The following is a 12,542-nucleotide window of genomic DNA, read 5'->3' on the forward strand; positions in this document are numbered from 1 at the left end:
AGATCGTGGCGCAGATCGAGAAGAATTTCGACAACAGCCTCGACAACCTCGGCAGCCCCACCTCGTTCATCTGGTACGGCCCGCGCTGGGCCCAGGCCGCCACCGCGCCGTCGCGCCTGCACAAGGCCTTCACCGCCGAAGGCGGGATCCGCGTCACCGGTTTTGTCACCTGGCCGGGCTTTGCGCGGCAACGCGAGATCGGCACCGCCTTCGCGACCGTCATGGACATCGCCCCCACCGTGCTGGAACTGGCCGGCGCCGAACATCCCGGGACCGCCTACCGCGGGCGAGAAGTGGCGCCGATGCGCGGCCGCTCGCTGGTACCGTACCTGTCCGGTTCCGCCGAGACCGTCCACGACGCCGACACCGCCACGGGCTGGGAGCTGTTCGGCCGGCGTGCCATCCGGCAGGGCGATTGGAAGGCGCTGTACCTGCCCGAGCCCCACGGCCCCGGCGCCTGGCAGCTCTACGATCTCTCCCGCGACCCCGGAGAGACCGACGACCGGGCCGCCGCGCGCCCCGACAAGCTCGCCGAACTCCTGGCCCTGTGGGACCGCTACGTGGAGGAGAACGGCGTGCTCCTGCAGCCCGTTTCGGTGTTCGACGCCAAGCTGTAGCTCCTCGGCGGGACGCCCGCGAAAACGTGCGTCCCCTTATGCTGAGCGCGATGGTGGAGACAACGACGTGCGCGATCGTTGGCGGCGGCCCGGCTGGCATGGTCCTCGGGCTGCTGCTGGCGCGCGCGGGTGTCGAAGTCACCCTGCTGGAGAAACACGGCGACTTCCTGCGCGATTTCCGCGGCGACACCGTGCATCCCACGACGATCCAGTTGCTCGACGAGCTGGGCCTGGGGGAGCGGTTCGCGGCGCTGCATTACAGCGAGGTCAGGACGGGACAACTCGACACGGACGGGCGCTCGGTGACCTACATCGATTTCGAGCGTCTGCGTCTCCGGCATCCCTACATCGCGATGGTGCCGCAGTGGGATCTGCTCAACCTGCTCGCCGAGGCCGCGCGCGCCGAGCCCAGTTTCACGCTCCGGATGCGCACCGAGGCCACCGGGCTGCTGCGGGAGGGCGGCCGGGTTACCGGCGTGCGCTACACGGGACCGGAGGGTCCCGGCGAACTCAGGGCCGAACTCACCGTCGCCTGCGACGGCCGCTGGTCGGTCGTGCGCCAGGCGGCGGGGCTGCGGGCCCGCGAGTACCCGGTGGGCTTCGACGTGTGGTGGTTTCGGCTGCCCCGCGCAGGAGCCTCCGACTTCTCCTTCCTGCCGCGCACCGCCCCGGGCAGGGCCCTCGCCGTGATCCCGCGCGAGGGCTACTTCCAGATCGCGTACATCGGACCGAAGGGCACCGACGCTCAGCTGCGCGCGCGGGGCATCGAGGCGTTCCGCCGCGACGTCGCGGCGCTGCTGCCCGACATGCCCGACTCGGTGGCGGCGCTGAAATCCATGGACGACGTCAAGCACCTCGACGTGCGGGTGAACCGGCTGCGCCGCTGGCACACCGACGGGCTGCTATGCATCGGCGACGCCGCGCACGCGATGTCACCGCTGGGCGGGGTCGGCATCAATTTGGCCGTCCAGGATGCCGTGGCGGCCGCGACCCTGCTGGCCGGGCCCCTGCGGCGGCACCGCGTCACCGACCGCGACCTGGCGGCCGTCCGGCGCCGCCGCGCCTTGCCGGCCGCGGTGACCCAGGCGGTCCAACGGGTGTTGGCGCGGGCGTTGCTGGGGCCGCTCCTGCGCGGCGCCGACCCCACACCTCCGGGGGCGCTGTTGACGCTCGTGGAGCGGCTGCCCTGGCTCTCGGCGGTGCCCGCGTACTTCGTCGGGGTGGGGGTCCGGCCGGAGCACGCGCCAGCGTTCGCCCGTCGCGACTCCGACGGCGACGATGGCTGAGGGTCGGGCACCGCTGCGCATCGGCGTCCTCGGGGCCGCCCGCATCACGCCGCTGGCGCTGGTCAAGCCGGCCCAGGCCAACCCCGAGGTGGTGGTTGCCGCCGTCGCCGCACGCGACGTCACCCGCGCCCGGGCGTTCGCCGCCAAGCACGGCATCGCCCGGGTACACGAGGACTACGAGGCGCTGGTCGCCGACCCGGACCTCGACGCGGTGTACAACCCGTTGCCCAACGGCTTGCACGGCCGCTGGACGCGCGCCGCGCTCGCGGCGGGCAAGCACGTGCTGTGCGAGAAGCCGTTCACGGCCAACACCGCCGAGGCGCACGAGATCGCCGGAATCGCTGCCGATTCCGGTCGAGTGGTGATGGAGGCGTTCCACTACCGCTATCACCCCCTCACGTTGCGGGCCGAGCAGATCATCGCCTCGGGGGAGTTGGGCAGGATCGAGCGAGTCGAGGCCGCGATGTGCTTTCCCCTGCCGAGGTTCTCCGACATCCGCTACGACTACTCGCTGGCCGGGGGCGCGTTGATGGACGCCGGGTGTTACGCGGTCCACATGGCCCGCACGCTCGGCGGTTCGGCCCCGGAAGTCGTTTCCGCACGGGCGAAATTACGGGATCCCCGGGTGGACCGCGCGATGACGGCCGAGTTGCGGTTCGCCGCCGGGCACACCGGCCGGATCGTCTGCTCGATGTGGTCCTCGCACCTGTTGCGGATCAGCGCGCGCGTGGTGGGCGAACGCGGGGAGTTGCGGCTGCTCAACCCGGTCTTGCCCAGCCTGGTGAACCGCCTTTCGGTCCGCTCGCCCAATGGGAAACGGGCGGAACGCTTTCCGCGCCGCGCCTCCTACGCGTACCAGCTCGACGCTTTCGCCGCCGCGGTGCTGCGCGGCGAACCGGTGCTGACCACCCCGGAAGACGCCGTGCGGAACATGACCGTCATCGACGCGATCTACCGGGCGGCGGGCCTGCCGCTGCGGCAGCCGAGCTGAGCGCTAACCCCTTCGCCGCGTTGCCGCCTCGGCCAGCAGGCGGCGTGCCGCCTCGACGCAGGGGGCGAGCCGTTCGGCCGGGCCGACGCTGGCCAGCGCCAGCGATCGCTGGGGCACCTCGAGTTCGATCACGACGTCGGCGGGAAGCGCGGACACGATGTCGCACCACGGAAGTTCACCCTCCCCGGGCATCATCCACTCGAACATGGCTTCCTCCATGTAGTTGTCGATGCGCGGACGCAGCGGGGTGTTCGCAGAGCTGGGCGTACCCGATATGCGCGGGATCGACGGCCGCGAGGTCCGCGGCGAGGTCGACGAACTCCACCGGCGGAAGTCCGAAGCCATTGAGAAAGCCGACAGCGACCTGGTCCATAGTCGCTCCGGGAATGGCCCTACAGGCTTCCCGGGCTTCGGCGCGGGCACGGCGGGCGCCGCTCCCGGCCCGGGGATGCCAGGTCCCGGTCCGCACATTGTCGGCGGTTTCGGTCATGGCCATCTGCTGCCGCCCGGGCAGATCAAGAGAGTTTGTCCCTGGCAGGCGCCGCCGGGATATTGGGTCGGCGGTCCGCACGGGGTGCCCTGCACCTGAGGGAAACTTCTTTACTGACACTACGAATATAGAGTATTCTCCGGGTCCACGATCATTGGACTCGGTATGGATAAACGACGAAAACCCAACCCGGCGGAGCGCCGCCGCGATTTGTGCGATGCGGCGATTCAGCTGTTGGCCGACGATGGGGCCAAGGGTTTGAGCCACCTGAAGGTGGACCGCAGGGCGGGCGTAGCGGACGGCACGACCTCGTTCTACTTCCGCACCCGGTCCGCGCTGCTACGCGCGGTGGCCGAGCGGCTCGCCGAACTCGACCTGGCCGAGCTGCAGGCGGTCGCGGACAGTTCCGGCCCGCACGGCACCAATCCGGTGCCCTCGCGATTGTCGCAGGTCGTCATCCAAGCGGGCAGTGAGCCACAGCTGTCGCGCACGAAGGCCAGGTATGAGTTGACGATGCAGGCCGCCCGCGACCCGGCGCTGGCCGCGATCCTGCAGCAGGCCACGGACGGGTTCACCAAGCTGCACCGGGAAATCCTTGTCCAGCTCATGCCGCGCGGCGCCGAACTGGAAACCGCCGTGGTCGAGGACCTGAGCAATGTCACGCTGACCTTCATCAACGGGCTGCTGCTGCGGGCCGCCCACGGCGACCGGATCATCGACACTCCCGAGCAGCTCGACGGGATTCTGTCCGCCATCGCGGCGGGAATTCTGAAGAGTCCGGACAAGGGTCGGCTGACCCGGGCCGACAACCTACGCCCGGCACCGCGGCGCCGGGCGACCCGATCGGGGTGAGCGGGAGGCGGACACACGGTGCCCTCCGGGTCTTGCCAGACGTTTCCCCGTATGGTTCTCTACGAGAATAGAGTAAGCCGCCGTTCGTGGCGCATATCGGAGAAACACATTTAAGCGGAGTGTACAAATTGCCCGAACCGGATCCGGCGCTGGCACACTGGCAGCGCCGGTGCCCGCGCGAACGGCGCCGGTATCCGGAAATCGCAGCCGTAGGAGGGGTTTCGTGACGGCGAGCACCGACAGCCATGTTCGATTCGATCCGTACGATGTCGAACTCATCGCCGACCCGTATCCCATGTTCGCGCGCCTGCGCGACGAGGCGCCCCTTTACTACAACGCCGAATACGACTTTTTCGCGGTGAGCCGATTCGCCGATGTCAACAAGGCTCTGGTCGACCACGCCACCTACAGCTCGGCGCGGGGCGCCATCCTGGAATTGATCAAGGCCAACCTCGACATCCCTTCGGGGATGCTGATTTTCGAAGACCCGCCGATCCACGACGTGCACCGTAAGCTGCTCTCGCGCATGTTCACCCCGCGCAGGATCGCCGCCCTCGAGCCGATGATCCGCGATCTGTGCGCCGAACTCCTGGACCCGCTGGTGGGGTCGGGCCGGTTCGACTTCGTCACCGACCTGGGCGCGGTGATGCCGATGCGGGTGATCAGCTCGCTGCTTGGCATTCCCGAGGACGACCAGGTCTACATCCGCGACCGGGGCAACGCGCAGCTGCGCACCGAGGCCGGCAAGCCGATGGATGCCGCCCAGCACGGTCTGTCGGTGGGCGAACAGTTCGAGGCCTACATCGATTGGCGCGCCGACCATCCCTCCGACGACATCATGACCGAGCTGCTCAACGTCGAGTTCGTCGACGCAACCGCAACCACGCGGAAGCTGACGCGCGAAGAGATTCTCGTGTACCTCAACGTCGTGGCCGGGGCCGGCAACGAGACGACGACCCGGCTCATCGGTTGGTCCGGGAAGGTTCTCGCGGAGAACCCCGAACAGCGTCGCGCGCTGGCCGAGCACCCCGAGCTCGTCCCGCAGGCCATCGAGGAATTGCTGCGCTACGAGCCCCCGGCCCCCCACGTGTCACGGTATGTGACCCGCGACGTCACGCTCTACGACCGGACGGTGCCCGAGGGCAGTGTGATGATGATGCTCATCGGGTCCGCGTGCCGCGACGAGCGCCAATTCGGCCCGGATGCGGGGGAATTCAACATCCACCGCCGGAGCCGCCCGCACCTGACCTTCAGCGTGGGCACGCATTTCTGCCTCGGCTCGGCGCTGGCCCGGTTGGAGGGCCGCGTCGCCCTCGAGGAGATCCTGAAACGGTTCCCCGATTGGGAGGTCGACCTCGGCAATGCCAAGCTGAGCCCGACCTCGACGGTGCGGGGCTGGGAGTGCATGCCGGCCCAGGTACCGAGATGACCGGCCGGGTCGCCGGCAAGGTCGCGTTCATCAGCGGCGCCGCCCGCGGTCAGGGACGCAGCCACGCAGTGCGCCTGGCGCAGGAGGGCGCCGACATCATCGCCGTCGACATCTGCGGACCCATCGAGAACCTGGCGTATCCCCACTCCACGCCCGAAGACCTGGCCGAGACGGCCGACCTGGTCAAAGCGCAGGACCGCCGCATCGTCACCGCACAGGTGGACGTGCGCGACTACGAGGCGCTGAAATCCGCGGTGGACGGCGCTGTGGAACAGCTCGGCCGGCTCGACATCATCGTCGCGAACGCGGGCGTGGGCACCGACGGCCGCAAGCTGCACAAGATCCGGGAGAACGTCTGGCAGGACATGATCGACATCAACCTGACGGGTGTGTGGCACACCGTCAAAGCCGGTGTGCCACATATCCTCGCGGGTGGCCGCGGCGGCGCGATCGTGCTCACCAGCTCGGTCGGCGGGCGTAAGGCGTACCCGAACACCCGCCACTACATCGCGGCCAAGCACGGCGTCATCGGGCTGATGCGCGCATTCGCGGTCGAGCTGGGACCTCAGCTGATCCGCGTCAACTCGGTGCTGCCCAGCCAGGTCAGCACCACGATGGTGATGAACGACCAGACCTACCGGCTCTTCCGCCCGGACCTGCCCGCCCCCGGCCCCGAGGACTTCGCCCCCATCTCCCAGATGATGCACACGCTGCCCGTGCCCTGGCTGGAACCCGTGGACATCAGCAACGCCGTCCTCTTCCTCGCCTCTGACGAATCACGTTATGTCACTGGCGTTTCCTTGCCCGTCGACGCGGGCGCTTTGCTCAAGTAGGCACAACAAAACTGGAGAGAAATCATGCCGGAATACGACTACGAAAAGATGAAGAAGGAAGCCGAGCAGTACATCAAGTTCGAGAAGGACAAGAAGAACCGGATCGCATACATCACGTTCAATCGCCCCGAAGAGCTCAACTCGACCACCTTGGGCATGCGGCAGAACTACGCCGACCTGATCCACAAGTGCAACGTGGACGACGACGTCAAGGTCGTGGTGATCCGCGGCGAGGGACAGGATTTCGGTAGCGGCGGAGACCTGCCGGAACAGCGCGGAATGCTGGAAAACCCCGGCATGCCGCTGCTGCACGAACTGGCCATCAACGACGAGGACGTCAAGTACCCGCCGGGCGGGTCGTATCGCTACCTGTCCACTGTTACCGACTTCTACGCCAAGGCCCGCGCCGGCAACCGGCCGCTGCAGGAGCTGCGCAAGATCAGCATCATCGAGGCCAAGGGCTACTGCTATGGCTGGCACTTCTACCAGGCCGGCGACGCCGACCTGGTGGTGGCCTCCGACGACGCGCTGTTCGGGCACCCCGCGTTCCGCTACGTGGGTTGGGGCCCCCGGCTGTGGTGGTGGGCCGAGACGATGGGCCTGCGCAAGTTCTCCGAGATGCTGTTCACCGGCAGGCCGTTCAGCGCCAAGGAGATGTACGAGTGCGGCTTCGTCAACAGCGTGGTGCCCCGGGACAAGCTCGAGGACGAGACGCTGAAGTACGCGATGGCGTGCTCGCGCTCCCGTCCGACCGACACCGTCGCCGTGCAGAAGACGTTCCTGGAGCTCTACAAGCAGCACAAGGGCGAGTACTTCGGCAGCCTGCTCACCGGGATGGTGGAGGGGATGCTGCCGATGATCGCCAACGACGCGGAAGAGGTCGACCTGACCGCGGGCACCTTCGAGAAGGGCCTGAACAACGTGGTCAAGGACAACGACATGAACTTCCCGCCGGAGTGGCGCCTGAGCCGCTCGGGGCGCCAGAAGCCCTGACCTTCTCGCGGGTGCAGGCATGTCGGCGCTGAGCGGTCTCCGCGTCGTCGAACTGGCCGACTCCGTCGCGGGCGAGTACTGCGGAAAGCTGTTGGCCGACTTCGGCGCCGAGGTGATCAAGGTCGAACCCCCCGGGTGCGGCAGTCGCACCCGGGCGATGGCCCCCGTCATCGGCGCCGGCCCCGAGGGCAGCGGGCTCTTCGCCCACCTCAACACCAACAAGCAGTCCGTCGTGCTGGACACCGGGCGGGTAGACCGGCTCATCGGCACCGCCGACGCGGTGATCGAGGACCGCGCCACCGACTGGTCCGCGCGGTATCCGGGCGTGGTGTTCTGCTCGATCACCCCGTTCGGCAGCGGGATGCCCACCGAATTCGACAACGCCAAGAGCATCAACGTCTTTCACGCCAGCGGCTGGGGGTATCACACCCCCAGCCATGCCGACCCCGGCAAGCCGCCGCTGCAGGGACCCGGCCGCTTCCTGGCCGACTACGAAGCGGGGCTGGACGCGGCGCTGTGCATCGCGGCGTCGCTGTTCGGCCGACTGCACACCGGGCGGGGGGAGGCCATCGACATCTCGCAGCAGGCGGTGCTGGTGTCGCGGGCCGACTGCATCCTGGGGCGGCTCGTCACCGGGGAGGTGCCGGCCGAAGGCGACCGCGGTGACTACGACCAGGCGGGGCCGGCATCGTTTTTCGCCTGCGCCGACGGCTTCGTCTACCTCTACATGACCAGTCGTGCCCACTGGACCGGCGTGAAACAGCTGCTGGGCCAACCGGACTGGCTCGACGCCTTCGACGACGACTGGCTGGAGTTCTCCGTCACCGCGGACAAGGTCGCCGAGTTCCAGCGGGGCTTCTCCGCCTGGGTACGGCATCTGGGCAAAGACGACGCGGCCGATGCGGCCCAGCGGCTGGGCGTCCCGCTGGTCCCGGTCAACGGCGCCGCGGATCTGCACCGCTCACCGCAGTACCGCCACCGCCACTTCTTCCAGCGAGTGCACCACCCCGTGCTGGGCGACGCCGAATACCCGACCGTGCCGTACGCGCTGGGCGCCTCGCCGGCGGTCATCACCACCGCAGCGCCGCTGCTGGGCCAGCACACCGCCTCGGTGCTCGAGCGCCTGGATGCGCCGCGCCCGGGTCCGGCGGTCCGGTCGGCCCAGCCCAAACCGTCTCGGGCGTCCCGTGGCGGCCCGCTGGCGGGGGTGCGCGTCGTCGAGCTCACCAAGGTGTGGGCGGGCCCCTACGCGGGAAAGCTGCTGGCGCTGCTGGGCGCCGAGGTGATCAAGGTCGAAACCGCGGGCAGCCCGGAGGAGATGCGCGCCTACGGCGGCACCGACATCAACCACGCGCCCTTCTTCCTGAGCATCAACCCGGAGATCCTCAGCGTCGACCTGGACATCAAGTCGGCCGAGGGCATGGCGCGCCTGCGCGAGCTGATCGCATGCAGCGACGTCGTCGTCAACAACCTGCGCCCGGGCGCGATGGAACGTCAGCGCCTGGGGTACCGGGAGCTCGCGGCGATCAAGCCCGACATCATCTCGGTGTCGATCAAGATGTGGGGCAACGAGGGGCCGCTGGGTCATCAGACCGGCTACGCCCCCTGCTTCGCCGCCCTGGCCGGGATCGCCTCGCTGGTCGGCTATCCCGGCGGCCCGCCGCTGGGAACGAGCATGCGCTACGGGGACTCCACCGTCGGTGCGGCCGCCGCCTACGCCGCCGTCGTGGCGTTGCTGCACCGCGAGTTCAGCGGGGAAGGCCAGTTCGTCGACGTGTCGGCGGTGGAGACCCTGTCCACGATGATCGGGGACAGCCTGGTGGCGCAAACCCTCACCGGAAATCCGCTCGGTCCCATGGGTAATCGCCACCCCGACATGTGCCCCCACGGCTGTTACCCCTGCTCGGACGGCGGCTGGGTCGCCGTGGCCGTCGCCGGTGACGCCGAATGGCGGCGGTTGTGCGCGGTGCTCGACGCCACCGCGCTGGCCGGCGATCCCCGCTACGCCACGACCGCCGCGCGGCAGCGCCACGCCGAAGCGCTCGACGCCGCCCTGACAGACCTGACCCGGCTCCACGACGCCGAAGGGCTCGCGCACCGGCTGCGGGCGGCGGGGGTCCCGGCGACCAAGAGCGCCACCGCGCTCGACGTGATCGCCGACCAGGGGCTCTGGGACCGCGAACTGTATCGCTTCGTCAGCGATCACCGCGAGGGGCAGCGCCCGATCGTGGGAGCCTCGTGGCGCCTGGCGCGGTCTCCGGCCCTGGTCGCCCGTGGCGCGCCGGACCTGGGCGAGGACACCGATTACGTGCTCGGAGCGATACTGGGCGCCGGGTCGCGAACCGGAGGGGCGGACAGAACATGACAACGACACTCGCGGGCACCGCGGCCCTGGTCACCGGTGCCAGCAGCGGGATCGGCGCCGCGACCGCGAGGTCGCTGGCCGCCCAGGGCGCCGCGGTGGCCCTGGTCGCGCGCCGCGGCGACCGGCTGGCCGAGCTGCAGAACGAGATCGAATCCGCGGGCGGTACGGCGCTGGTCGTGCCCGCCGACGTCACCGACGCCGATCAGGTCGCGGACGCGGTGCGACGCACGGTCGCCGAGCTGGGACGGATCGACATCCTGGTCAACAATGCCGGCATGATGCAGTCCGGGCCCGCAGCCGAGGCGCCGCTGCAGGACTGGGACGCGATGGTCTCGGTCAACGTGCGGGGCGTCCTGTACGCCACTCGTGCGGCGCTGCCGCACCTGATCGACGCGGCCGCCGACTCGCCGCGCGGCGTCGCCGACCTGGTGACCATCAGCTCCACCGCCGGCTGGGTGGCCCGGCCGGGAACGGCGGTGTATTCGCTCACCAAGTTCGGGGTCAACGCCTTCAGCGAGGGCATCCGACAGGAGTTGATCGGCCAGCACGTCCGCGTCGGCGTGGTGGGCCCGGGAACGGTGGACACCGAGATCTTCGACCACCTGGCCGCGTCGTCGCGGGAGGCGTTCGAGCGCCGGACCGCCGGCATGGTCAAATTGCGGCCCGACGACATCGCCGACGCGGTGCTCTACATGGTCACCCGCGACCGCCGAGTTGCCGTCAACCACATGCTGGTTCGTGCGGCCGAACAAACCTGGTGACCGGGCAGTGGACGGCCGGTGACCGCTACGGGCTGGCGTTTCCCGCCGACCCGGCGACGTTGCACAGCGGCGCCGCCGGGTTCCTCACCGACGCGCTGCGCCGTTCCGGTGTCCTGGGGGCCGACAACCGCGTGACCCGGATCGCCCGGTTCGAGCCGGTCGCGGCGGGAAGCACGGGACGCAAAGTCGTCCTCACGGTCGAATACGACCGGGCTGCTCCGGAGCTGCACACCGACCTGTTCGTCAAGTTCTCCCGCGATTTCGACAACCCCACGCGCGATCTCGGCAGGACGCAGATGGATGCCGAGGTGCGGTTCGCCGGTCTGTCCCAGTTGGCGAAATTCCCCATCGCGGTACCGAGCGTCCTGTTCGCCGACTATCACCGGGAGACCGGCACCGGTCTGCTGATCACCGAGCGAATCCTGTTCGGCACCAACGGGATCGAACCGCACTATCAGAAGTGCCTGGACTACGACATGCCCGAGCCGCTCGAGCACTACCGCGCGCTGCTGACCGCGCTGGCCCGGCTGGCGGGCACCCACCGCTCAGGGCGGCTGCCGGCCGACCTGGCCACCGACTTCCCGCTGGACGTCGCGGGCGCGACCGTGGGGGAGCGGGCCCCGCTGTCCCCGGAGAAGCTCGACAAGCGCGTCACCCGTCTCGCCGGTTTCGTCGCCGCAAACCCCGGACTGATGCCGACGGGTGTTCACGCGCCGGAATTCCTCGACCGCCTGCGCACCGAGGTGCCGCTGGTGGCCCGCCACGCGGACGCGGTCGAGCAGTCGCTGGCCGCCGACGCCGACTATGTGGCGCTGTGCCACTGGAACGCCAACGTCGACAACGCCTGGTTCTGGCGCGACAGCCCGGACGGCCGGGGTGCCCTGCGCTGCGGCTTGATGGACTGGGGATGCGTCAGCCAGATGAACGTGGGCATGGCCCTGTGGGGCGCCCTGTCCGGCGCCGAAACAGGTTTGTGGGACAAGCATTTCGACGAGCTGCTGCACGTGTTCGTCACGGAGTTTCGCCGCTGCGGTGGGCCGCCCCTGGATCCGGACCGGTTGCGCCGCCACACGGTGCTCTACGCCGCGGTGATGGGGGTCGCCTGGCTACTGGACGTGCCGGCGTTGCTGCTCAGCCGATTCGGCGACGCGCTGCCCGGCAACCGCACCGATCCCCGCATCCGAGACGACGAGAGCGTGCGCGCACCGCTGCAGATGCTGACGAACCTGCTGACCGTGTGGGAGCGACATCGCGTAGGGGAGCTGCTGGACGACGCCCAACTTGGTGCATTCGCTGCAGTACGCCCGCGCGGTGGCTAAACTCGTCGCGAGTGAGGTTAGCGTTGTGTTCAAGCTCAGTGCGTCCGCAGTAATTACCGCTTTCTGTGCCGTCGCAGTGGCAGCACCGGCGCATGCCGATGGCGACTACATCGTGATGGCGGGATCGGACTCCACCCACACCTTCGAAACCACGGTGGGCGGTAGCCTTGCCAGCCTGGACCATGTCGAGGCGTATGCGTTGAACCAGTGCGCCACACGCCACGGCGCGACCGACTGCCGCATCCTTGTCGCGGGCGAGGGCGGGTGCGTGGCCCTCTCCGATGACGGTCCGAAGTTGCTCGGCGCCTGGGGCGCCACCCGTGAGGATGCCATCGCCGCGGTGGTGGCCAAGGTAGGGCGGCCGGGGGCGACCGCGGACAACGCTTACTGCGTCGGCGACCCGGGCCTCGGCGGCGGCCCATCCGGAGGTTCGTTCTGGACCACACAGTAGCGGCGGGGAATAGTGCCTGGGTCCGCACTCGTCGCGAACCGTCCCGGGTTTTATGCGCACCCTGTTTTGCGTCTGACTTCGCGATAGAGATCGGTGTGTCGATCAGACGACATCCGACGGGTTCTCCGAGCTCTCTTGGAGGATCTGATCATGTC

General features: G+C 69.0%; 12 protein-coding genes. 11 read left to right on the forward strand and 1 reads right to left on the reverse strand.

Features of this window, described 5'->3' with window-relative positions:
* From AC2VOR_RS19055 to AC2VOR_RS19065, 3 genes are all read left to right on the forward strand, one after another.
* The coding region (locus tag AC2VOR_RS19055; protein WP_486964306.1) for an alkaline phosphatase family protein at nt 1-617 on the forward strand (617 nt) is incomplete at its 5' end.
* A gap of 50 nt (nt 618-667) precedes the next feature.
* Nucleotides 668-1,903: an FAD-dependent oxidoreductase gene (locus AC2VOR_RS19060; RefSeq protein WP_369738451.1), complete on the forward strand. Its 1,236-nt coding sequence runs from the start codon at nt 668-670 to the stop codon at nt 1,901-1,903.
* A complete protein-coding gene (locus AC2VOR_RS19065) occupies nt 1,896-2,894 on the forward strand; it encodes a Gfo/Idh/MocA family protein (RefSeq protein WP_369738452.1) in 999 nt (332 codons plus the stop codon). Before AC2VOR_RS19060 ends, AC2VOR_RS19065 begins: the two co-directional genes overlap by 8 nt.
* A gap of 3 nt (nt 2,895-2,897) precedes the next feature.
* Here the strand turns inward: AC2VOR_RS19065 and AC2VOR_RS19070 are convergent, their stop codons facing one another.
* Nucleotides 2,898-3,239, reverse strand: a complete 342-nt coding sequence (locus AC2VOR_RS19070; RefSeq protein ID WP_369738453.1) for a hypothetical protein — start codon at nt 3,237-3,239, stop codon at nt 2,898-2,900.
* A gap of 310 nt (nt 3,240-3,549) precedes the next feature.
* Between AC2VOR_RS19070 and AC2VOR_RS19075 the strand changes: the two genes are divergently transcribed.
* From AC2VOR_RS19075 to AC2VOR_RS19110, 8 genes are all read left to right on the forward strand, one after another.
* Complete coding sequence (locus AC2VOR_RS19075) at nt 3,550-4,236, forward strand: TetR/AcrR family transcriptional regulator (protein ID WP_486964307.1); 687 nt, start codon at nt 3,550-3,552, stop codon at nt 4,234-4,236.
* A 223-nt stretch (nt 4,237-4,459) separates the two neighbouring features.
* Nucleotides 4,460-5,665: a cytochrome P450 gene (locus tag AC2VOR_RS19080; RefSeq protein WP_369738454.1), complete on the forward strand. Its 1,206-nt coding sequence runs from the start codon at nt 4,460-4,462 to the stop codon at nt 5,663-5,665.
* On the forward strand, nt 5,662-6,498 hold the full coding sequence (locus AC2VOR_RS19085) for a mycofactocin-coupled SDR family oxidoreductase (RefSeq protein ID WP_486964308.1): 837 nt from the start codon (nt 5,662-5,664) through the stop codon (nt 6,496-6,498). Before AC2VOR_RS19080 ends, AC2VOR_RS19085 begins: the two co-directional genes overlap by 4 nt.
* A 24-nt stretch (nt 6,499-6,522) precedes the next feature.
* The gene (locus tag AC2VOR_RS19090; protein WP_369738456.1) at nt 6,523-7,491 is read left to right on the forward strand and encodes an enoyl-CoA hydratase/isomerase family protein; all 969 of its coding nucleotides are present in this window, start codon (nt 6,523-6,525) and stop codon (nt 7,489-7,491) included.
* A gap of 19 nt (nt 7,492-7,510) precedes the next feature.
* Nucleotides 7,511-9,856: a CaiB/BaiF CoA transferase family protein gene (locus AC2VOR_RS19095; protein ID WP_486964309.1), complete on the forward strand. Its 2,346-nt coding sequence runs from the start codon at nt 7,511-7,513 to the stop codon at nt 9,854-9,856.
* The gene (locus AC2VOR_RS19100; RefSeq protein WP_369738458.1) at nt 9,853-10,617 is read left to right on the forward strand and encodes an SDR family NAD(P)-dependent oxidoreductase; all 765 of its coding nucleotides are present in this window, start codon (nt 9,853-9,855) and stop codon (nt 10,615-10,617) included. The genes AC2VOR_RS19095 and AC2VOR_RS19100 overlap by 4 nt, the downstream gene beginning before the upstream one ends.
* Nucleotides 10,614-11,936, forward strand: a complete 1,323-nt coding sequence (locus AC2VOR_RS19105; protein ID WP_486964310.1) for a hypothetical protein — start codon at nt 10,614-10,616, stop codon at nt 11,934-11,936. Before AC2VOR_RS19100 ends, AC2VOR_RS19105 begins: the two co-directional genes overlap by 4 nt.
* 25 nt (nt 11,937-11,961) lie before the next feature.
* On the forward strand, nt 11,962-12,387 hold the full coding sequence (locus tag AC2VOR_RS19110; RefSeq protein WP_369738460.1) for a DUF4189 domain-containing protein: 426 nt from the start codon (nt 11,962-11,964) through the stop codon (nt 12,385-12,387).
* The last annotated feature ends 155 nt before the right edge of the window (nt 12,388-12,542 follow it).

Source organism: Mycobacterium sp. TH-M103 (assembly GCF_057473785.1).